We start from the raw sequence: 21,580 nt of genomic DNA, 5'->3' as shown, positions 1-21,580 counted from the left end.
CTTATTAGAAATTGGAGCGGCTTATTTGGTAGAGCCGTCTTCGTTGAACTGAGCCATATAGGCAATCACGTTAGCGCGGTCTGCTTCTTTTTTGAGGCCGGCAAACGCCATCTTACCTTTCGGGATCAGGTCCTTCGGTTTGGTAAGATATGCATCAAGGTTTGCTGCGTCCCAAACCTTGCCGTCTGCCATTTCAAGCAGGGCTTTTGAGTATTTATAGCCTTCGACGGAACCCCAAGCCCGGTCGACAACACCGTTCAGCTGCGGGCCAACCTTGTTCTTGGCCTTTTCACCAACGGCATGGCACGCCTTGCACTTCCTAAAGACCTTTTCACCTTTGGCCGGATCGCCTTCGGCGCTGGCCTGGGCAGTAAGAGCCAGAAGCGCGGTTCCGGCAATCATCAGCAGTCGCTTCATGTGTATCTCCCTCAATCTGGGTGTGGTGACCCAGGGTCAAATCAACAGGAAGTTACGGCAGGATGCAAGCGGGGTGAGGTATCTGTAGTTTTGAGATTTAGCGAGTTGCGACAACCAGCTTAAGAAAAGTGGGCCAGCTGTCAGTCGGTGTGGAAACGCCGGCCAATTAAAAAGGGCCGGGAGAACCCGGCCCTTATCTAAAACAAAAGTGGCTTACTTTTTAGAGCCATCTTCGTTGAATTGAGCCATGTAGGCAATCACGTTCGCGCGGTCTGCTTCTTTCTTCAAACCGGCAAACGCCATTTTTGTTTTTGGTATGACATCTTTCGGCTTGGCCAGATACGCATCAAGTGTTGCTGTATCCCACACTTTGCCATCAGCCATTTCAAGCAGACCTTTGGAATACTTATAGCCTTCGATGGAACCCCAAGCCCGGTCGACCACACCGTTCAGCTGCGGGCCAACCTTGTTCTTGGCTTTTTCACCAACGGCATGGCACGCCTTGCACTTCCTAAAGACCTTTTCACCTTTGGCCGGATCGCCTTCGGCGCTGGCCTGGGCTGTAAGTGCCAGGAGCGCAGTTCCGGCAATCATCAGCAGTCGCTTCATGTGTATCTCCCTCGATATGAGCGGTTTAAAACCCGCGCCAAATCAATAGGAAGTCAAGCCAACTTGCAAGCGACGTGCCGTCGCATACGTATTATACCGTTTGTCAGGGAAACTCCTCCAATAAGGCCTAGCTTGCCCGCGCAGGGCGTTGCTGGTTGAGCCATTCATCCAATCCGGTGTCCCAATAGGGCGCGGAGCCATAGAGTGCAGCTAGGAAATCAATAAATACGCGAACTTTGGCCGGGAGAAATTGCCGGCTTGGATAAACGGCATAAAGTCCGACGTCTTTGGATGCCCGGTACTCTGGCAGGAGGACATGCAGTTTGCCCTCTCGAAGCTCCGGTCCAATATCCCAGGTCGATCTGAGGGCAATGCCGATGCCGGACAACAGGCATTCCCGCACCACTTCGCTGGAATTCGTTTTGACCGGTGACTGCGTGCGCACTGTTTCAATGCCATTTGGGCCTGCAAGGCGCCAAGGGTCCTGATTCGCTGCCGCAAGCGTCACATGGTTTGCCAAAAGGTCTTCGATGGTCTGCGGTGTGCCATATTTCTCAATGTAGTCCGGGCTTGCGCACAATATCCGGTGCACCGGTGCAAGTCTCCGGGCAACAAGACTGGAATCGGAGAGTTCAGCAATCCGGATTGCCAAATCATAGCCTTCGCCGACGATGTCGACGAAATCATCCGACAGGTCGAGATTGATTGAAAGATCAGGGTTCTGGGTGAGAAAATCGCCGATGTGAGGTGCAATGTGCAGGCGGCCAAAGGAGGTGGGCACTGCAACCTTCAAATTGCCCCGGGCTTTCGCCGAGCCCCGGGACACAAAAGATTCGGCCTCTTCCACCGATGCCAGGATCGCAATCACGCGCTCATAGAACCCCTGTCCGGCTTCCGTCATGGCAATTTGGCGGGTCGTGCGTTGGAGCAGCCGGCTGCCAAGTTTTTCTTCCAGCCTGCGGATTCGCTTGGAAACCACGGCTGGCGACAGGTTCATTTCCCGGCCGGCGGCCGACATGCTACCCGCGCTCACGACTCGGGCAAAAATCTCCATGTCCGTCAGATTGCTCATTTTCAAACTCTCAGAAAGACATTTAGTTTGTCTTCGGCCATTTTTCTGGCGTCTGATTTCTGCCAGACTTCAGAAAACTTTTTGATGCTCACGTTGAAATACGCAAGAGCTACTTAAGTGGATCATCAATGGTCTGCAAACGGGGAGGATCCAGTCCGTGACCGCGATCGCAATGCCCGCTCCTGACGGCGATGTCCTCAGGCGGCGGCAGGAAATTGTCAAGGCTTTGCAGGCAATTGTTCCCGGAGAAGGGGTAATTCACGACGAAAGTGAAATGCGGGCCTATGAAACAGACGCCCTGACGGCCTACCGCCAATTGCCCTTGATCGTCGTGCTGCCGGAAACTGTGGAACAGGTGTCCCGCGTTCTCAAATATTGTCACGACAACGATGTGAAAGTTGTACCGCGCGGGGCAGGAACCTCCCTTTCGGGTGGCGCATTGCCCTTGGCGGATGGTGTTCTTCTATCAATGATGAAGTTCAACCAGGTCCTCGATATCGATTTTGAAAACCGTGCGGTGGTGGTCCAGCCTGGTGTGACCAATCTCGGAATTACCCGGGCCGTGGAGCATGAGGGTTTTTATTATGCTCCGGACCCATCCTCGCAGATCGCCTGTTCTATCGGCGGCAACATCGCGGAAAACTCCGGCGGTGTGCACTGTCTCAAATACGGGCTGACAACCAACAATGTGTTAGGCCTGCAAATGGTGCTGATCACCGGGGAAGTGATCCGCCTCGGAGGCAAACACCTGGACAGCGAAGGTTATGACCTGCTGGCATTAATGACGGGATCAGAAGGCCTTTTGGGAGTTGTCACCGAAGTAACCGTCCGAATCCTGCAGAAACCGGAAACGGCCCGCGCGCTCCTAATCGGCTTTCCGACCAGTGAAGATGGTGGCCGCTGTGTTGCCGATATCATTGGGGCGGGCATCATTCCCGGTGGTATGGAAATGATGGACAAACCGGCCATTCACGCAGCCGAGGACTTTGTTCACGCTGGTTATCCGCTGGATGTTGAAGCGCTTTTAATCGTGGAACTGGACGGCCCGGAAGCCGAAGTTGATTATCTCATCGGCCAGGTCGAGGAGATTGCCAAGGCCAATGCAGCGAGCCATGTGCGGATTTCGGAAAGTGAAGAAGAGCGCATGACGTTCTGGGCGGGCCGGAAAGCGGCTTTCCCGGCGGTCGGACGGATTTCGCCGGATTACCTTTGCATGGACGGCACCATCCCGCGCCGGGAACTGCCAAAGGTGCTTGCCCGGATGCGGGAACTTTCGGAAAAGCATGGCCTTGGCGTGGCCAACGTCTTCCATGCCGGCGATGGCAACCTTCATCCGCTCATTCTTTATGATGCCAATAAACCCGGTGAACTGGACGCCGCTGAGGAATTTGGTGCGGATATTCTGAGGCTCTGTGTGGAAGTTGGCGGCGTGCTCACAGGTGAGCACGGTGTCGGCATCGAAAAGCGGGATTTGATGACGGATATGTTCTCAGAAGAGGACTTGAAGCAGCAGCAACGGGTCAAATGTGCCTTTGATGACAAGCATCTGCTCAATCCAGGCAAGGTGTTTCCCGTGCTGCACCGCTGCGCGGAACTCGGCAAAATGCATGTTCATAAGGGCCAGCTTCCCTTCCCTGATATTCCGCGGTTCTGAGGTAGGTCATGAGTTCGGCACTAAAACCGCGCAACACGCGGGAGGCGGAAGACGCCATCAAATGGGCTGCGGCGGAAGAGCAGCCGCTGGAAATCATTGGACAGGGATCAAAACGGGCTCTGGGTCGGCCTGTGCAAACGGCGCATATCCTCGATCTCTCTGATCTGAGCGGTATTGTCAGCTACGAACCTGCGGAATTGGTTTTGACTGTTCTCGCAGGAACACCGATTGCTGACGTGGAAAAACTCGTCGACGAAAACGGCCAGGAACTCTCTTTTGAACCGCTGGATTACGGCCCGTTGTTCGGCCAGCCGGCAGGGCAGGGGACAATCGGCGGTGTTCTGGCGGCAAATCTGTCGGGGCCCCGCCGTGTCAAAGCAGGCGCAGCAAGAGATCACCTCCTTGGTATGGAAGCTGTGTCCGGACGCGGTGAGGTTTTCAACTCTGGCGGTAAGGTGGTGAAGAACGTCACCGGTTATGACCTGCCACGTGCGCTTTGCGGGTCTTTTGGGACGCTGGCTGTTGCAACAACCGTTACGCTCAAGGTCAATCCCAAACCGGAGACCTCAGCGACGTTTCAGCTGGAGGGATTGGACGATGCAACAGCCATAAAGGCGCTTTGTGCCGCGCTCGGCTCTTCAGCGGAAGTCTCTGGTGCTGCCCATTTGCCATCCGACTTGACTGGTGCTGCCAGCCGGACTGTTCTTCGTCTGGAAGGGTTCTCAACGTCCGTCGACTACCGGTTCAAGACGCTTGAAAAGCTTTTGGGCGCTTATGGCTCGGTGTCACGGCTGGTTGAAGCTCAATCGGTGGAGCTGTGGCGTTCGATTCGGGATATCTCCCCCTTTACCGATGGCACGGCACCGGTTTGGAAAGTCTCCGTCGCGCCGACAAGCGGGCCCGAGCTTGTGAGGCTCTTAAAAGAGCAGCTGAACATCAGGGCTTTTTATGACTGGAGTGGCGGCTTAGTCTGGATTTCCTGTGACGATGGGGCCGACCATTCTGAAGTCATCAGAACAGCTGTGAGCCAATCGGGTGGAGGCCATGCCACTTTGGTGCGCGGTGAACCGTCGGTGCGCAGTAGCGTTGACGTTTTCCAGCCGCAGCCAAAACCACTGGAAACTCTATCGCGTCGGCTCAAAGAACAATTTGATCCTAAGGGAATATTGAACCCCGGACGGATGCTGGCTGGAGGTTAACCGCACGGACCGACTGCGGACGCGGACAGCAGCGAGCTGTTCGTGACATGAAAACTGTTGTGCCAGTAGGGCGTCTTGTGCACCCGAGCCGCGGTCCTTACGGTTTGGCACTATTGAGGGAGATGGCTTTGGTCTTGATCACACCAGAGCTTATGAGGGAAACAACCGCATCATGCAGACCAACTTTACCGCCGAGCAGTTGAAAGACAGCCACGTAGCGGAAGCAGAAAAGATCCTGCGCAAATGTGTGCATTGCGGCTTCTGTACGGCGACCTGTCCGACCTTCACCTTGCTCGGTGATGAACTGGACAGTCCACGTGGGCGGATTTATCTGATCAAGGACATGCTGGAAAATGACCGTCCGGCGGATGAAAAGATCGTCAAGCACATTGATCGCTGCCTCTCTTGCCTGGCCTGCATGACGACGTGTCCGTCCGGTGTGCATTACATGCACTTGGTCGATCATGCCCGGGCTCACATCGAAAAGACATATAAGCGCCCCTTTAGCGACCGCCTCCTGCGCGCAATCCTGGCGTTTGTCTTGCCGTATCCGAAGCGGTTCCGCTTTGCTTTGATCGGCGCCTTCTTTGGCCGGCCCTTCGCTGGTTTTCTGAAGAAAATGGGTGGCCCGATTGCCAAGATGGGTGCCATGCTGGAGCTGGCACCTCCACGTGCACCAATGCGCGGGGCATTTGAAGGCCCAGGAACATTTGACGCCGAAACACCAGCTAGAAAGGGCCGAGTAGCGCTACTCTCCGGCTGTGCCCAGCCTGTCTTGAACCCGGGCATTAATGACGCCACGATCCGGCTTTTAAAGCGCAAAGGATATGAAGTCGTTCTGCCAGAGGGGGAAATCTGCTGTGGCGCATTGGTCCATCATATGGGCAAGGAAGATGCGTCTTTGGACAATGCCCGCCAGAATGTCGATGCCTGGACAAGGGAATTGGAGACCAAAGGCTTGGACGCAGTGCTGATCACGGCGTCCGGATGCGGCACGACCATCAAGGATTACGGTTTCATGCTGCGCGAGGATCCGGCTTATGCGGATAAGGCCGCGAAGGTTTCTACGCTCGCCAAAGACATCACCGAATTTCTCGCCGAGGCGGATCTGGGCACGCCGTCCCTACAACCCGGTTTGAATGTTGCCTATCATTCCGCCTGCTCGATGCAGCACGGCCAGAAAATAACACAGCAGCCAAAACAGCTTTTGAAAGCCGCTGGGTTCACAGTCAAAGATGTTCCGGAAGGCCATTTATGCTGTGGGTCGGCAGGCACCTACAACATCCTTCAGCCGGAGATCGCCGAAAAACTGCGCGACCGGAAAGTTGCGAATATCGAGAAGACCCAGCCGGACCTGATTGCGACCGGTAACATAGGCTGCATGACCCAAATTGGCCTCGGAACAGATATTCCGATCGTTCATACGGCAGAACTGCTGGATTGGGCCTATGGCGGGCCACAACCGGAGCCGCTTGCGTCGCTTACGAAAAAGCTCGAGGTAGCAGAGTAATGTCAAGACTTGCGTGTGCCGAGTTGCACCGGTGTTTTGTCCGTATCTGCGTCAGGAGCTTGACCAGCTAATCTTAATGTGCGGGCAAGCAACTGCTCATAGATAGGCCGTCCGCCAAGTTGGTGTGCTGTCAACGCCGCAGCGGTGCAGGTGATGAGTACGGGCATGATCAAGGAATAGGCACCGGTCAGCTCCATGACAAGGACCACACCGACGAGCGGCGCGCGGATTGAGGCGGCAAAAAATCCGCCCATCGCTGCGATGGCACACGCAGCCCGGAAGTCGCTGTCCACGTTGACCAGCAGCTCTGAAGATATTGCTCCGAAAGCTAGACCGGCACAGGTCGCAATTGACAGCATAGGGGCGAATATTCCGCCAGGCACGCCAGATGCATAGGAAAACAAAACGCCGGCAAAACGGAACACGGTCAGCAGCAACAAAGCAGATATGCCGAAGTCGGTGTGGATAAGGTCTCGAATGAGATCCTCTCCGCCGCCAGTCGCTTCGGGAAAGGCGGCGAGCAGGAGGCCGGTTGCCGCGCCGACAACCATCGCTGGGATCCATTTGGCTTGTCTGGGGATTGCTTGGAAAAAGTCCATGACAGTCAGCAAAGCCCAATTGAAAAAGACACCCAGCACACCAAGCAACACACCCAAGATGGCCAGCAAAGGAAATGTCCAGACGGGCAAATAAGCGACATCGAACTGCAGCGGCGGTCCGGTGCGCGTCAGTTGCTCGGTGATTGCCGCGCTTAAGATCGAGGCAATGATAACCGCCATATATGTCCGGTAGCCGAAGGGAAATTGCCGCCTGGTTTCCTCAACAATGAACAATATGGCTGCCAAAGGAGCATTGAAGGCTGCAGCCAAACCGGCTGCCGCTCCTGCAGCAAGCAGTCCTTTGTGATCTGAAGGTGTCAGTCCTTGTGACGTTGAGAGCGCCTCGGCGGTCATCGCGCCCATGTGGATCGTCGGTCCTTCCCGGCCCAGCACAAGCCCGGAACCTAACGCGAGAAGACCACCAAAGAACTTTACAACAAGAACCCGCATCCAATTGAGCGGACGTTTGTCTTCCATTGCTCCTTCAATTTCCTGGATGCCGCTGCCGGCGGCTTCCGGCGCGAACCTTGCCACCAGAAAATAGGCACCAGTTACACAGGCCGCCGACAGGCTTGCGGCAACTGCATAGGACAGCAACCCCGTTCCCAGGCTGGCGCGCAGGCTTGCGTAGTGGGAAATCAGAATTTCGACTCCGGAGTGAAATCCGGTCGCAAGACCGGCCACCACCACACCGACGAGGGCGGCTTTCAGGAAATAGTGTGCATCTGATTTTTCAAACAAAGTGAATGCCGTTGAGAAGACACGAATGAAAGGTCTGCGAAGCAATCAGTTTCGCATTCTACAAGCCGAACCGGCAAGTGAGTGTCTGTTGTATCGGTGCAAAAGAAAACGCGCGGCTGGGAGCCGCGCGTTTGACATGGGAGTCTGATGTTTGAAATCAGATAACGTGGACCCTGGTGCCGACGCCGACACGATTATAAAGATCCATAACGTCTTCGTTGCGCATGCGGATACAGCCTGAGGAAACCGCGTGACCGATGGTCCAGGGCTGATTGGAGCCGTGGATGCGGTAGAGGGTCGAGCCGAGATAAAGCGCGCGTGCGCCGAGCGGATTGTCCGGGCCACCGGCCATGAATACTGGCAGGTCCGGACGGCGTTTGCGCATGGCTGCCGGCGGGCGCCAATCCGGCCATTCGGCTTTGCGGGTGATTTTGTGTGTTCCGGCCCATTCGAAACCAGGTTTGCCGACCCCAACACCATACCGGCGGGCCGTACCATCATTTTGAACGAGGTAGAGATAACGGGCGTTGGTATCGATGACGATCGTACCCGGCTTATGTTTGCCATCGTACTGCACAATCGTTGGCAGGAATTGTGGCTGCACTTGCCGCGTTTTGGTTTTCTGCGGCTGAGTTTGCCGGCGAACCGGTTGTTGGCGCGGGGACCACCAATTGGCACGGCGGACGCTAGGCTGTTGCACCTGGCGGCGGACCGGCGCGGTTGCTCGGCCTCTGACGCGCGGCTGAAGCTGCAGCATCCAGGGTTCGGTGAGATTTGGGCTTAAAACCAGCGGCGGCGGCGCGACTTGGCCAGCTGTTGCCGGACCAGCTGATAAGCTTCCGATGATGGCGATACTACCCGCGGCGACGCATGCGGCCGTCGCATATTTTAAGAAAGAGAACATGGTACAACTCGTTACTAATGAAAAACCACGTTCAGCGGCACTTTCGCACCACCGGTTAACGGATTGGCAACGATGATAGGACGTGGAGCTGTGCCAAAAGTGAATTGCGGGCCGTTCTCACAGTCATTTCGAATCTATGGTTAGCCCTTGGTTGAGGAACTGGCTAAATAAAATCTTAAGGAAATCTTTCGCGTGCAAACCCGCGGCAAAGGGGCATTGAACACGTTGTTATTTCGGCGATTTTTTAGTTAACGCACCCGGCGGCGGGCATCCCGGGCGATCAACGGCAAAAAGTCCTTGGTCTGCTTGATCGACATCCCCGGTTTGATTCGCGGATCATAAAGCATGTTCAAAATGATCTGGTCAAAGACTGTAAACCGGCTGTGGCGGGATGAATCGTTAAAAACCGAGTGGGGCAGTTTTTCATTGTCATTCATAGGTCCGAGGCCCTGAAGGACTTCTTCCACCAGACAACGCCGGAATAAAAACTCGCCCTCATCAGATACAATGACCGCTGACGAATGCTTGATGCCATTGTGCCCTGAAACAACACGGACAAGACACCGGCCGGGAACCCTTGCCTTGGGGTTCTTATAAACGTCTGTACGAACGACAGGCTTATATTGTTTGCGGTCGACGACAAAAATCTCGAAATTCGCATCCGCAGGCCTGTTCACGATCGAGGCTGTCAAACCGGTCACCCGCCGGTTGATTTCACCAATGAACCGGCGAACAGTGCGGGTCCGGTCCCGCCGGGAGAGATTATGAATATAGAAGCGGACTGGACTTGTGAACTTCTTAACCAAGTAAGGACGCCACCCCCAATTCCGGTATTCCAGTCCAAACACTGTCTTCTCGAAGCCAAACAGAATTTCGTCCGTTGTGAAGGAATCGCTGGATCCACGCGCTGGAAAACTTGCCGAAATCGCCATTACCATGAAGAAAATCAGGATCCTGCGCATAATATCCGGTCTGAGGTTCGTTATTTTGCCCGTCTTTGAAAGTCAGATCATGCGGGAGCAAGATTGTCCAGCCAATTACTTTTTGCAAACCAATATGAGGCGCTGACGCCCTGGGACAAGGCCATTTTGAGGTTGTTTCTTGGTGCTGATTCGACTGTTGCGGGTAGGAGGCTAGCCGATGTTGTTAGTATCGCAAAAACAATTCCTTAAGCTTCCGCAGCTATAACGTTACGGAGCGTGATTAGAAGAAGCCTTCAGGGGCGGGGGACGGGAGTAGGTATGACCGCGGTGAAACGATCCTTCCGAGCGGAAACCTTAATACGCATGGAATCTGGTGCGAACCTGGATCCTGCTTTTGCTGAAGAGCGCCGCCATGAGGAGGTCTTGGCGGAAATCTCTACTCTGAAAGCGATGATTCAGAGTGGCGCAGGCCAACAGCAGCAGGCTGCAATCGATCCAGAAGCGATGAGTGAAAAATTCATTGCAGAGTTCCGGAAAGAAATGTCTGAAGCAGCCAAGCTGAAGGTGGAGCTCGACGCCATCTATGAGGCTATTGCCCAGACCAAAAAGGAAATCGCCAGCCTGCATCAGAAAACCGATTCTGATGGCGAGGACATGGCCCGTGTAACCAACGAGCTCGACGCGGTTGTTGTCGGAACGGAAGGGGCAACCGAAAGCATTTTGTCGGCTGCCGAGTTCATCGATGAAACGGCGAACACCCTGTCAGCAGCCTTGAAGGGGCAGGAAGCAGAGCTTGCTGGAGACATTCAAGACAAAGTGGTTCAGATTTTTGAAGCCTGTAACTTCCAGGATTTGACCGGCCAGCGTATCACCAAAGTTGTCGGAACCCTACGGTTTGTTGAAGACCGTATCATGCAGATGATGGACATCTGGGGCGGTATTGAAAGCTTCAAAGATATTGAGCTTGAACAGGAAGAGTTGCCCGAGGGCGATGCAGCACTGCTTAATGGTCCTGCGAATGCCACGGATGTTGATGTGGCCACGCAAGACGATATCGACGCGCTGTTTGCCTAACTCAAATAACAATCACAAAAAGACCCGGTCTTCGAGCCGGGTTTTTTATTGACCGCATCACCGGCAAGAATACATGCATTGTGCGCAAGCCTGTTCTGGTGTAGCTAAGTGGGGGGTGAGAACAAAACGTGAATTTTGAGGCTTGTGACCATGGCAGAAACCGGATCATCTAACCGGCCTGAACGCGATCCGGAAACCGGACTCTTGGAAGGCAGCGACGGAAAGCTCCGGTGCTGGTGGCATGGCGGTTTGAGCGATTATCAGCGCTATCATGATACGGAATGGGGCTGGCCGGTCGACGAGGATCGCCGCCTCTTTGAAAAGATCTGTCTTGAAGGGTTTCAGTCGGGCCTGTCCTGGCTCACCATCTTGCGCAAGCGGGAGGCTTTTCGCGCAGCCTTTGCCAATTTTGAATTTGAAAAAGTCGCCAAATTCACCGAAGCCGATGTCGAGCGCTGCCTGAACGATGCGGGGATCGTCCGTCATCGCAAGAAAATCGAATCCACTATCAACAACGCCGAGCGGGCATTGGAGTTACGGGGAGAGTTTGGATCCTTGGCGGCCTATTTTTGGTCCTGGGAGCCGAAACCGGAAGACCGGCCGGAAAAGCTGACGTTTGCGGTGGCCAAAACACTCGGCAAAACGGCGGAAAGTACGGCGCTCTCCAAGGACTTGAAAAAACGCGGCTGGAGTTTTGTCGGACCAACCACCGTTTATGCCTTCATGCAGTCCATGGGCATGGTCAACGATCATCTAGAAGGCTGCTGCTGCCGCGGGCCCGTGGAAGAGGCGCGAACTAATTTCGTTCGACCTGTTCGATCGTAAATGTGGTTAGGACTGCTCCAGCTCCAGAATGTTGCCTTCAGGATCTCGGATGTAAACCAGCAAAACTGGAGACTCTTCAGTCCCGAAGTTCGTGATTTCACCGAGAGCCTTGCCGCCTGACTGAAGAATTGCAGCGGATGTGGCGCGAATGTCGCCGACGCTAAATGACATATGGCCATAGCCCGGTTCGTTGACTTGGGGAACAGGGCGTTCAACGGCGGCCCGATACTCATGGATTTCGAGGAACGGGCCGTCTACGCCCGGCAAGGATAGCCAGATCGATAAGATTTCCGAACCCGGCAATCCGTTGCCTCTGGATACAGCCTCGCCCGTGAGCGTTTTTGGGGACCGGATTTCCGTACAGCCGAAAATGGATTTGTAGAACTCAGCAAGGTGAGCTGCGTTTCTGGCGACCAAACTGATGTGCTTGAACTGCATACCACCCCTCCAGCAACTGAACTGCGATATGTCCCCGGCCTGCCACACCCCGGCAACAGTAAGACAGAATGTCAGGCACTATCTGTATTCCAAGGTGCTTCCCCCTTGAGGGGAAACTAATCCAAGGCTACCCGCCGACCTTGTCCTTCAGCGGGGCAAACAGCGGATTTTCCTTGGAGAAGACATAGTCCAGCGTTTCAACGGTAACGGTGTCCGCACCTTCGGCAATCAGCAGCTTGGCGCACTCCGCAACGGCGTCTTTCGGACACAGCACATTGACCCGCGAGGTCTCGGCCGCTTCCGGAAACCGCTGCACAGCACCTACATTGGCAACTGACCGCAGCGCTTGGGTGCGGTCGTCAACCACGGCTTTGACCAGCTTGATGTCCCGCGCAGCTTCTTCTGCAGCGACCCGGTCCAGGATTTCACGCGCGCCGTTAAGGGCAGTCTCCGACCAGTCGGCGTTGAGGGATGCCACCAGATTGGCCTGGCTTCTCAACATGACGCCGTCGGTGAGGACCTTGAGGTTGTTGGCCTCAAGGGTCGAGCCGGTGCTGGTGATGTCAACGATCAGTTCTGCAGACCCTGCGGCTGGCGCCCCTTCGGTCGCTCCCGCGCTTTCGACAATCCGGTAATCGGCGATGCCGTGTTTGGCAAAATAAGCCCGGGTCAGGTTGACGTATTTGGTCGCAACCCGCATTCGGCGGCCGTGGCGATTGCGGAAGTCGGAAGCGACATCGCTAAGGTCCGCCATGCTTTCCACATCAATCCAGGCTTTTGGTACGGCAATCACCACATCGGCATGACCAAAGCCAAGCGGCGTCACGATGTGCACTGTGCTGGCCGGATCGGCAATGTTTTCATCGACCAGATCAAGGCCGGTGATGCCGAAATGAACCGCGCCATCCGACAGCGCGCGGGCAATTTCTGACGCGGACAGAAAGGCGATTTCAACGGAATCCAAGCCCTTGATGGCGCCGCGATAGTTCCGGGCGCCGCCTGGCCGTGTCACTTTCAAACCGGCCCGGCCAAAGAACGCGTGGGTGTTTTCCTGAAGGCGGCCCTTGGAGGGGATTGCAATAACGAGTTTGCTCATGGGTCAGCCTCCAATCCGCGCTGCAATCCGGTCGAGCCACATGGAAAAGCCAATGGCCGGAACTTGGCTGTCGGCGCCCAAAAGCGTGACCAGCTTGTCGTAGCGCCCGCCGCCGACCAACGGCCCATCTTCGGACTGGGTGTCCGCATGAACTTCAAACACAAAACCAGAATAATAATCGAGACGCCGACCAAACTCTGCGGCAAAGGACAGCCGCGCCGGATCGATACCCTTTGCAGCCAGTGCCGCAAGTCTCTGTTCAAACGCGGCCAAAGGGGCATTTAGGTCGAGACCATATTTGCCTGCAAAATCTTTGAGGGCCGAAACGGCGTTTGCGCCATCTGACTTGATTTGAAGGTAGGCTTTCAAGGCCTCTGCCGCCTTGCCGTGACCACCAGCGCCCCGGGTGAGGGCAGCCTGTTCCAAAAAACGGTCTGCGATTTCCGCCGGAGAGCGGCCGCCAATCGCTGAAATGCCAGCGATTGACAAAAGGTCTTCAACAACAGCGTGAGCAGCTTCCGGGTCGGCGCCCTCAAGGGCTGCCAGGAACCCGAGCCGGACATCCCGGCTGTCGTCATCGGCGGTGTTGCCCCCGGCCATACGCTTGACCGCGGCTGCAAGCTTGTCTGTCTCACCGAAGAGATCTCGCAGCCGCCGCTGCCAGACTGTGGGCAGTCCCAGCCCGGTCAGAACAGCTGCAAAGAGGGTCTCATCACCAATGCGGATCGAGATATCCTGCAGACCGAAGGTTTCGAGCGCTTTTATGGACAGTGCCAAGAGATCAGCATCGGCTTCGGCAATGTCGGTGCGGCCCAGGCTTTCCGCCCCCATTTGAGGGATTTCGCCGAGCCCGTCCGCCCGCTGACGGAACACTGGTCCGTGGTAGCAGTAGCCAGTCGGCAAAGTGCTGTCGCCATGGGCAACATGATGGCGGCACACCGGAATTGTGAAATCCGGTCTGAGGCACAGGTCCGCCCCATCCGTACCGTTGGTCAGAAAGAGGCGGCGGCGGATGTCTTCGCCGATCAGATCCAGCAGCACATTGGCCGGCTGCAGGATTGGCGGAGAAACCGGCGCATGCCCGGCTGCCTGGAACAACGCTAGAACCGCATCGATTTTCGCCGGATCGAGAGCCGGAGTTTCAGCCGCCGTTGCCATATCAGTTTCCGTTTGCCTGTCTGCGGTCTTCGGCCTGGGCATCCAAGATACCGCGTACGGTTTCAATCAGATCGGCTTCCTTGGCCGTGATCTGCGCCGGACGGCTTTCGCGCCAGGTGACGTTGTCGACGTCGGTTGCTTCACTGGCAAGCCGCGCACCTTCAATCAGGTCCTTGATCTGGACTTCACCGGCTTCGCGTTCGTCCGACCCTTGGATGATCGCAATCGGACACCCGCGCCGATCTGCATATTTCAGCTGGTTGCCGAACTTCTTCCAGTTGCCTTGGTACATTTCGGCCCGGATGCCTGTCTGGCGCAGGTCCTGAACCATTTTCTGATAGCGGCCGAGGGCCTCAGTGTCGCCGTCCATGACGGTGACCAGAACCGGTGCCACGACATCAGATGTTTGCAGCTTGCCGAGGTTTTTCAAGGCGGTCATCAGGCGGGAGACGCCAATGGAGAAACCGGTTGCCGGAACATCACGGCCGGTGAAGCGCTTGACCAAACCGTCATAACGACCGCCGCCGCCAACAGAACCGAATTGGACTACTTCGCCCTTTTCATTGGTGACGTCAAACAGCAGTTCAGCTTCGTAGACGGGACCGGTATAATACTCGAGGCCGCGAACAACGGATGGGTCCACCGAAATGCGGTCGGACTGATATCCAGCAGAGGTCACGAGATCTGAAATCAGTTTCAGCTCGCGGAACCCAGCTTCGAAGTTCTCGTTGATCGCAAACCGCGACAGGGCTGCCGTCTTGAAGGTCAGATTGTTGGTGTAGTCGATCAGATCATCAATGGCCGAGGCTTCCAGGATCTCGACGATGGCATCTATGGCTGCCTCTGACAGTTTGGCGCCATCGGTGTAGTCGCCGCTCTCATCTTTGCGGCCGTCTCCGAGAAGCAGGCGCACACCTTCGGTGCCGAACTTGTCGAACTTGTCCATCGCCCGAAGGACAGTAAGGCGGCGCCCGGCATCGTCATCACCACCAAGACCAACAGCTTCCAGAACACCATCCAGAACCTTACGGTTGTTGACGCGGATGACATATTGGCCGCGCGGAATGCCGAGCGCTTCCATCGTATCGGCCATCATCATGCACATTTCAGCATCCGCCTGAACGCCCGGTGCACCGACGGTGTCGGCGTCAAACTGCATGAATTGGCGGAAGCGGCCGGGGCCCGGTTTTTCGTTTCTAAACACCCAGCCGTTCCGGTAGGTGCGGTACGGCAGCTGGATCTCGTTGATGTTTTCCGAGACATGACGGGCCAGCGGCGCGGTCAGGTCATAGCGCAAGCTCATCCACTGTTCATCGTCATCCTGCACGGAAAAGACACCGGCATTGGGCCGGTCCGTGTCTGGCAGGAATTTGCCGAGGCAATCGGTGTATTCGAATGCCGGGGTTTCAACCGGGTCGAAACCGTAGCTTTCATAAACAGACCGGATTTTTTGCAGCATTTCATCGGTTGCGCGGATGTCGCTGGCAGACCGGTCGACAAAGCCGCGCGGAAGGCGGGCCTTCAGTTTGTTTGGTTTTTTGGCCATGAGATCTTTGTGTCCTGGCGGGTGTCGCAGGCGGCGGTCTATTGAAGCCCTGCCGCACAGAAAAACTCTGATGATGTTGCCGGTTGTCCTAGACGAAAGCGGTTCTAAGGGCAAGCTTGGGAGGGGCTTGGTGTGTCTCATGAAACACATTCGTTTTAACTGTGATGAAAAAAGCTCGGCTGATGCCTTGTTTAGGGCGCAGTCCCAGCTAAAAGGACAGCAACTACAGACGTACCGGGCCAGTGCTTCAGCTTTGGCAGAACCGGCAGACGTCTTTTCTTGTAAATTATCTTCGCCGGGCTATGGTCCGGGCGAATTGGCAAGCGGCAAACCCGGCTTTGAATTGGGCGGCCGGGCAGAGAAGTGAAGAACCATGGATGGTGTCGTGGATTTGGGTGGGGACATGGCCGGAGCAGCGGCCGCAGTACAGCCGCTGGAAAGCAGTCTGCTGCCTGCCGAGTTGAGCGTCATCCTGCCCAGTTTTAACGAAGCGGATAACATTCCGATCCTGGTCGGGCTTCTTGATAAGGCGCTGGCCGGGATCGCCTGGGAAGCCATCGTTGTCGACGACAATTCCCCGGACGGCACCACGGAAGTCGCCCGCAAAATCGCACACGGCGATCCGCGCGTCCGGGTGATCCGGCGGATTGGACGCCGCGGTCTGTCCGGGGCCTGTATTGAAGGCATGCTGGCCTCTTCTGCACCCTTTGTTGCCGTGATGGATGCCGATTTGCAGCACGACGAAACGCTGCTTCCAAAAATGCTCGCCGCCATCAAGGCGGATGACACAGACCTGGTCGTCGCCAGCCGGAAGGTTGAAGGCGGCACCGTGGGCGAGGGACTATCGAAAATCCGCGCCTGGGGGTCAAACATTGCCAATGGCCTGGCGCAGAAACTTTTGAACGTCACGCTGACAGATCCGATGAGCGGCTTTTTCATGGTCCGGCGTGAAAAGGCCGAAGAACTGGCGCCAAGGCTGTCGCCGCAGGGTTTCAAGATTCTGCTGGATCTGGTGTCTTCTGCCAATGGCACGCTGAAGATCAAAGAACTGCCGTTCACCTTCCGCGAGCGCCAGCACGGCGAAAGCAAACTCGATACGCTGGTGACCCTGGATTATTTCGGCCTGCTGCTGGCGAAGTATTTCGGCGACATCGTCTCTGTCCGCTTCCTGATGTTCGGCTTGGTTGGCGCCAGCGGCCTTTTGGTGCATCTGGTGGCACTGCGTGTGTTCCTGCTCAGCGACATGAGTTTTAACCTGTCGCAGACGGCTGCCTCTTTTGTGGCGATGACGTCGAACTTCTTCCTCAACAACCAGCTGACTTACCGCGACCGGCGCTTGCGCGGCTTTGGAGCCCTGATCGGCCTTCTGACCTTCTATGCGGTCTGTTCCGTTGGCGTTCTGGCGAATGTCGGTGTGGCCAACCTGATCTATGCGGATCCTTCCTTCTGGCTGTTTGCCGGTGCTGCAGGCGCGGTCATGGGTGCGGTCTGGAACTATGCAGCCAGCTCTGCGCTCACTTGGCGGAAGAACTGAGGCCCTTTGTGACCACGGATCCTCAGACGGACGATTTGCCGTTTTACCTACGACCAACAGGCTTGGTCCTGATCGTTGCTGCGTTCACGGCTCTGAAAATCTTTGCCGCCAGCAATGCGCATTTCGTCGAGGACGAGGCCTATTACCGGATCTGGGGTCTTTTCCCTGCGATGAGCTATTACGATCATCCCCCGATGATCGGCTGGTGGATTGCCGCAGGGCAGGCCCTCTTTGGCGATACGGTTTTTGCCGTTCGTGCGGTGGTGATTTTTTCAGGACTGATTGGATCGTTGGCGCTTTGGCGGACGGCCTTCATCCTGTTCGATGCCCGCACGGCTGGATGGGCTGTTCTGTTTCTAAACACCAGTCTTTTGGTTGGGATCGGCGGCATTCTGGCGACACCGGATGCACCATCGGTCCTCTTTTGGGGTTTGAGTTTCTGGGCGCTTGCGGAATTGGTGACGTCCAAAAACGCCAACTGGTGGCTGGTGATCGGTTTGATGGCCGGCTGTGGCCTGTTGTCCAAATACTCGGTTCTGTTTCTCGGGGCCGGTATTGTCTTGTGGCTGCTCTGGGTGCCGGAGGCGCGCCGTTGGCTTTTGTCCTGGCAATTGTGGGCTGGTGGCCTGATTGCGGTGCTGCTGTTTGCGCCGGTGCTTTACTGGAACCATCTGCACGACTGGGTCAGCTTCTACAAGCAATTCGGCCGGGCGGGCAGTAAGGACTTTACCGCCAAATACATCTTTGAATTTCTCGGCGCTCTTGTCGGCCTGCTCAATCCGCTGATAGCGGTGTTGGCTGCTATGGGAGCGGCAGATCTGTTCAAGCGGTTCCTGGCCAAAGATGCCGTTGGTTCGCTGATCATTCTGACCGTGCTGCCGTTCCTGATTTATCTGATTTATCACTCGCTGCATTCCCGGGTTCAGGCCAATTGGCCAGCCCCCCTCTTCCCAGTCTTTGCGCTTATGGCGGCCGTGTTTGTGGCTGATCTGCAAGGGCGTTCAAAGAACTGGATCAAAATAGCCAAGGTAGGCGCGGTGCTAGGCGCGGTGGTCGCCCTTGTTGTCCAGGTGCACGCCGTCGCACCGGTTACCGGGCAGCTGGCCCGCAAAGACCCGACTTTCCAATTGCGTGGGTGGCCCGCAATCGGTTCGGACTTGCGCAAGATCGCGGCGGAGACAAATGCAGACTTCGTTTTGACCTCCGGCTATGGCCTCAATGGTCAGATCGATTTTCTTTTAAAAGAGGATCTTCCGGTGCATCAGTTCACCCAACGGATCCGTTACATTATGGCACCATCGCCACAAGACGCGGTATTCAATGGCACGGGCCTCTACATCACAGAAGCGCGCCGGGACCAGTCGGACAAGTTAAACGCCGCTTTTTCCTCTGTTCAAAAAGTGGCTGTTCTCCGGCGTCTGGTCAAAGGCGTCTTGCTTGAAGAGTTGCTGGTTTATGAGCTTTCAGGCCGCCAGGGCGCAGTTCTGGAGCTGGTTGCAACAAAATAATATCGCCCGGCTTTCGGGTGTAATCTCTAAATAGGCTTGCAAAACCCTACGAAATCCCGCAGGGAAGAACGAATTGTTTTTCCCGCGCATTTCGCATCGTTGCATGAAAAGAATTACACTTGGAGCACTTGATTACGGCCTGGCTTTCGGGGTCGACCGCGCCCTGCGGGATCTTGCCGAGCAAGGACGGATCAGTGCGCTTGGCGCGATGGTGGCGACCGACCTTTGGCCGCGCGAGTTCCGGCCACTCATGGATACGGTCCAAAACTCCAGTGCTCGCACGCTGTTCGGGATCACGCTTGCCTTTTCCGGTGACCGGGTCGCACCGGTAAGCAGCCGCATGCATCAGACCTATGGCGACCGGATGTTCTCCCGTTCAAAGTTGAACCGGCGGGCGTTGCTGCGGATGCTGCCGGATGAGCTGCTTCTGGAAGAAGCACAAGCGCAATTGGCCCGATATTCGGTTCTAATGAAGCGCCAGCCGGATTTTGTGGCCGTCAGAGAAGGCATGCTGGAACGCAGCGCAATCGCGCGCCTTGTTTTCAAGGCGATCAGTCAAGCCGGGTTCGACCGGCCGCCCTATATCATCTCACCGGTCGGCTCGGGGCTGAAAACCTTGCGCCTGCAACGTATGGCAAAGCGGTATAACCTGAAGCTCTTGCCCAAAGCGGCCCCGCTGCCTCCTGTGAGCGACCGGGAGGAATTGCAGACTTTGCTGCACAATCATTTCGACGGCATGACCGATATGAGTTTTGTCGCCGCCATTCCGGGACGTGCCGATGACCGCCTGCGGCGTGATGAACCAAAGGCAAAGATTGCTGTCCGCGAGTGCCAATATGATGTTCTGGCCAGCGACCGGTTCTTCCATACGCTTGAAAAGAAAGATGTCTTTTTGAACTGACTTTGGCTTTAGAAACGAAAAAACGGCTCTGGGGGGGACAGAGCCGTTTTTCGTGGAGGTCTGAAAGGGGGGAGGGGCGGCCCCGCTTCCATGTTTATGAATATAGGGGTAGTTTGCGTTTGGGCACGTGATGAAGATCACAGGAATGCGTAAATGCGCGGCGAAGATTGTGTCGCCAGTGGGACTGGCAGGGGGTAAATGTGGCGGAAATCAAGGATTTTCTTAAAAATAGCTTTTCCCTTCAAGGGCTTGCTCCTGATCTTGCGCGTGATCTATCGCGCCTTGCCCGGCCGATGAAATTGGCAGCCGGTGCGATATTGTTTGAAAATGGCGCGCCAGGAAACGGCTGTTACGCTGTTCTGGAGGGCTCTCTCAAGGTTTCAATTCTGTCCATTGACGGCGATGAACAATTGCTGGCCGTTCTGGGACCGGGTGATCTTGTAGGTGAACTGGCGCTTCTCGATGGCCGGCCACGGTCCGCAACGGTCAGTGCACTGAAAGACGCGCAGCTGGCGTTTATCGAAAAGGCTGGGTTTGAGCGGTTCGCCGACGAAAATCCCGCTGTTTACCGCCACATGCTGTCCATCGTCGGCAAGCGGCTCCGCCAGGCTAATGATGTACTTGCGGCAAGGTCGTTCCTTCCTTTGCCGGGCCGGGTGGCGCAGACCCTGCTGCAGCTATCTGAAACCTTTGGCAAACCGCTCGACAATGGCCGCGTTCTGATTCACTACAAACTCAGCCAGGCCGACATTGCCAATATGGCGGGTGCCGCGCGGGAGAATGTCAGCCGTGTGTTGAACGACTGGAAAAGAGCGGGCACGATCAGCCGGATTTCCGGCTACTACTGTCTGGAACAGGTCGAATTCCTGGAACAGGCATCCACGCTCTAAATTCTTTTGGTTCCGGCCAGAATTGTATCAAGGGTCTGTGCGTTCAAGCTGTCGAGAAAAGCTTCGGCAGCGTTCGCCATAGCGCCTTTGAGGGCGCAGCGCGGTAAAAACGGGCAAGAGGTTGGCTCGTCTTTCAAACAGGCGACCACCCCCAAATCTGGTTCGATCAACCGGACGACCTCTCCGATCCGGATTTCTTCGGGGCTTTTGGCAATTCGGATCCCGCCGCCACGGCCGCGAGTCGTTTCCAGGTAACCGGCTTTCGCGAGCTGGGCGACGATCTTCATGACATGTGATTTGGCCAGGCCGAGTTGAAGGGTCAATTTATCGACGGTTTGCGGGGCGTCGGATTGGCAGATTGCCATCAGAATTCTCAAGGCAAAATCGCTGGCTTGGCTCAAGCGCATATGGGTCTCTTTAAAACATTCATTTTAGATGTTGATTTTAGCGTGAAGATCTGTCATTTAAAAGATGCATTTGAAATGAATGTTATTAGGGCGCGATGCAGATGGACAATATGAGCGGTGATTGGGATGGCGATGTCTTTCGCGCAGACGATGCGCCAAGCCGTCAATACACTGAAGTGGATCCCGAGACGATCCACATCCTCGTGCATTCATTTTATGGAACAATCCGGTCTCACGCCCGGCTCGGCAAGATTTTCGAAACTCGGCTCGACGGACGTTGGCCGGAACATCTGGCCAAGATGGAGACCTTTTGGCAGTCGGTGCTTTTGAAGAACGGGACTTACAAGGGCAAACCGGTACCGGCGCATTTGAAGCTGAAAGAAGTTGTTAGCTCAGACTATGCGCAATGGTTGAGTGTTTTCAGGCCGGTGACCCGGTCAGTCTTCATTCCGGAGCTTGCAGACGAGATCATCATCATCGCGGAGCGGATCGCGCAGAGCCTTTGGCTTGCCACTTTCGGCATGGCCGGCAGCGAACCGCCTGCGGACCTTTTTTCCAACAAAGCCTGATAGGAG

Annotated in this window: 21 protein-coding genes; 10 read left to right on the top strand and 11 right to left on the bottom strand. The window is 55.8% G+C overall.

Annotated features, from left to right (window positions below):
* Positions 1-21: 21 nt before the first annotated feature.
* The 3 genes from FJ695_RS26940 to FJ695_RS26930 form a co-directional block, all read right to left on the bottom strand.
* A complete protein-coding gene (locus FJ695_RS26940; protein WP_141188326.1) occupies positions 22-417 on the bottom strand; it encodes a cytochrome c family protein in 396 nt (131 codons plus the stop codon).
* A gap of 213 nt (positions 418-630) precedes the next feature.
* On the bottom strand, positions 631-1,026 hold the full coding sequence (locus FJ695_RS26935) for a cytochrome c family protein (RefSeq protein ID WP_141188325.1): 396 nt from the start codon (positions 1,024-1,026) through the stop codon (positions 631-633).
* Positions 1,027-1,153: 127 nt separating this feature from the next.
* Positions 1,154-2,098: a LysR family transcriptional regulator gene (locus tag FJ695_RS26930; protein WP_141188324.1), complete on the bottom strand. Its 945-nt coding sequence runs from the start codon at positions 2,096-2,098 to the stop codon at positions 1,154-1,156.
* A gap of 172 nt (positions 2,099-2,270) precedes the next feature.
* Between FJ695_RS26930 and FJ695_RS26925 the strand changes: the two genes are divergently transcribed.
* From FJ695_RS26925 to glcF, 3 genes are all read left to right on the top strand, one after another.
* Complete coding sequence (locus FJ695_RS26925) at positions 2,271-3,752, top strand: FAD-linked oxidase C-terminal domain-containing protein (protein ID WP_371708997.1); 1,482 nt, start codon at positions 2,271-2,273, stop codon at positions 3,750-3,752.
* Positions 3,753-3,760: 8 nt separating this feature from the next.
* Positions 3,761-4,951, top strand: a complete 1,191-nt coding sequence (gene glcE, locus FJ695_RS26920; RefSeq protein ID WP_141188322.1) for a glycolate oxidase subunit GlcE — start codon at positions 3,761-3,763, stop codon at positions 4,949-4,951.
* A 172-nt stretch (positions 4,952-5,123) separates the two neighbouring features.
* On the top strand, positions 5,124-6,461 hold the full coding sequence (gene glcF, locus FJ695_RS26915; RefSeq protein WP_141188321.1) for a glycolate oxidase subunit GlcF: 1,338 nt from the start codon (positions 5,124-5,126) through the stop codon (positions 6,459-6,461).
* A gap of 2 nt (positions 6,462-6,463) precedes the next feature.
* Here the strand turns inward: glcF and clcA are convergent, their stop codons facing one another.
* From clcA to FJ695_RS26900, 3 genes are all read right to left on the bottom strand, one after another.
* A complete protein-coding gene (gene clcA, locus FJ695_RS26910) occupies positions 6,464-7,846 on the bottom strand; it encodes a H(+)/Cl(-) exchange transporter ClcA (RefSeq protein WP_247653749.1) in 1,383 nt (460 codons plus the stop codon).
* Positions 7,847-7,958: 112 nt separating this feature from the next.
* Complete coding sequence (locus FJ695_RS26905; protein ID WP_141188319.1) at positions 7,959-8,705, bottom strand: L,D-transpeptidase; 747 nt, start codon at positions 8,703-8,705, stop codon at positions 7,959-7,961.
* 248 nt (positions 8,706-8,953) lie between these two features.
* Positions 8,954-9,667 (bottom strand): DUF2927 domain-containing protein, encoded by a 714-nt coding sequence (locus FJ695_RS26900; RefSeq protein WP_141188318.1) that lies wholly within the window; start codon positions 9,665-9,667, stop codon positions 8,954-8,956.
* A 279-nt stretch (positions 9,668-9,946) separates the two neighbouring features.
* Here FJ695_RS26900 and FJ695_RS26895 point away from each other — a divergent pair, with 279 nt between their 5' ends.
* Positions 9,947-10,702 carry a protein phosphatase CheZ gene (locus tag FJ695_RS26895; protein WP_141188317.1) on the top strand — a complete coding sequence of 252 codons (756 nt, stop codon included), beginning with the start codon at positions 9,947-9,949 and terminating at the stop codon, positions 10,700-10,702.
* A gap of 150 nt (positions 10,703-10,852) precedes the next feature.
* Complete coding sequence (locus FJ695_RS26890; RefSeq protein ID WP_141188316.1) at positions 10,853-11,527, top strand: DNA-3-methyladenine glycosylase I; 675 nt, start codon at positions 10,853-10,855, stop codon at positions 11,525-11,527.
* A 6-nt stretch (positions 11,528-11,533) separates the two neighbouring features.
* Here the strand turns inward: FJ695_RS26890 and FJ695_RS26885 are convergent, their stop codons facing one another.
* From FJ695_RS26885 to hisS, 4 genes are all read right to left on the bottom strand, one after another.
* Positions 11,534-11,965, bottom strand: coding sequence for a VOC family protein (locus FJ695_RS26885; RefSeq protein ID WP_141188315.1), 432 nt, complete (start codon positions 11,963-11,965; stop codon positions 11,534-11,536).
* 127 nt (positions 11,966-12,092) lie between these two features.
* Positions 12,093-13,061 (bottom strand): ATP phosphoribosyltransferase, encoded by a 969-nt coding sequence (gene hisG, locus FJ695_RS26880; RefSeq protein WP_141188314.1) that lies wholly within the window; start codon positions 13,059-13,061, stop codon positions 12,093-12,095.
* A gap of 3 nt (positions 13,062-13,064) precedes the next feature.
* Positions 13,065-14,219, bottom strand: coding sequence for an ATP phosphoribosyltransferase regulatory subunit (locus tag FJ695_RS26875; RefSeq protein WP_141188313.1), 1,155 nt, complete (start codon positions 14,217-14,219; stop codon positions 13,065-13,067).
* A 1-nt stretch (position 14,220) separates the two neighbouring features.
* A complete protein-coding gene (hisS, locus tag FJ695_RS26870) occupies positions 14,221-15,765 on the bottom strand; it encodes a histidine--tRNA ligase (RefSeq protein ID WP_141188312.1) in 1,545 nt (514 codons plus the stop codon).
* Positions 15,766-16,168: 403 nt separating this feature from the next.
* Between hisS and FJ695_RS26865 the strand changes: the two genes are divergently transcribed.
* The 4 genes from FJ695_RS26865 (at position 16,169) to FJ695_RS26850 (ending at position 20,598) form a co-directional block, all read left to right on the top strand.
* On the top strand, positions 16,169-17,299 hold the full coding sequence (locus FJ695_RS26865; protein WP_168206563.1) for a glycosyltransferase family 2 protein: 1,131 nt from the start codon (positions 16,169-16,171) through the stop codon (positions 17,297-17,299).
* Between the two features lie 8 nt (positions 17,300-17,307).
* On the top strand, positions 17,308-18,807 hold the full coding sequence (locus FJ695_RS26860; protein ID WP_209010832.1) for a glycosyltransferase family 39 protein: 1,500 nt from the start codon (positions 17,308-17,310) through the stop codon (positions 18,805-18,807).
* 103 nt (positions 18,808-18,910) lie between these two features.
* Positions 18,911-19,708, top strand: coding sequence for a ChbG/HpnK family deacetylase (locus tag FJ695_RS26855; protein ID WP_141188310.1), 798 nt, complete (start codon positions 18,911-18,913; stop codon positions 19,706-19,708).
* Positions 19,709-19,908: 200 nt separating this feature from the next.
* Positions 19,909-20,598: a Crp/Fnr family transcriptional regulator gene (locus FJ695_RS26850; RefSeq protein ID WP_141188309.1), complete on the top strand. Its 690-nt coding sequence runs from the start codon at positions 19,909-19,911 to the stop codon at positions 20,596-20,598.
* Here FJ695_RS26850 and FJ695_RS26845 read toward each other — a convergent pair.
* A complete protein-coding gene (locus FJ695_RS26845) occupies positions 20,595-21,005 on the bottom strand; it encodes an Rrf2 family transcriptional regulator (RefSeq protein ID WP_141188308.1) in 411 nt (136 codons plus the stop codon). The genes FJ695_RS26850 and FJ695_RS26845 overlap by 4 nt on opposite strands.
* A 101-nt stretch (positions 21,006-21,106) precedes the next feature.
* On the opposite strand from FJ695_RS26845, the gene FJ695_RS26840 reads away from it, so the two are divergent.
* Positions 21,107-21,574: a group III truncated hemoglobin gene (locus FJ695_RS26840; protein WP_141188307.1), complete on the top strand. Its 468-nt coding sequence runs from the start codon at positions 21,107-21,109 to the stop codon at positions 21,572-21,574.
* Positions 21,575-21,580 lie beyond the last annotated feature (6 nt).

This window comes from Labrenzia sp. PHM005 (genome assembly GCF_006517275.1).
In the GTDB taxonomy this organism is placed as follows: domain Bacteria; phylum Pseudomonadota; class Alphaproteobacteria; order Rhizobiales; family Stappiaceae; genus Roseibium.
Note: the sequence above shows the minus strand (reverse complement) of the source record. Positions and strands in the feature narration are given on the sequence as shown.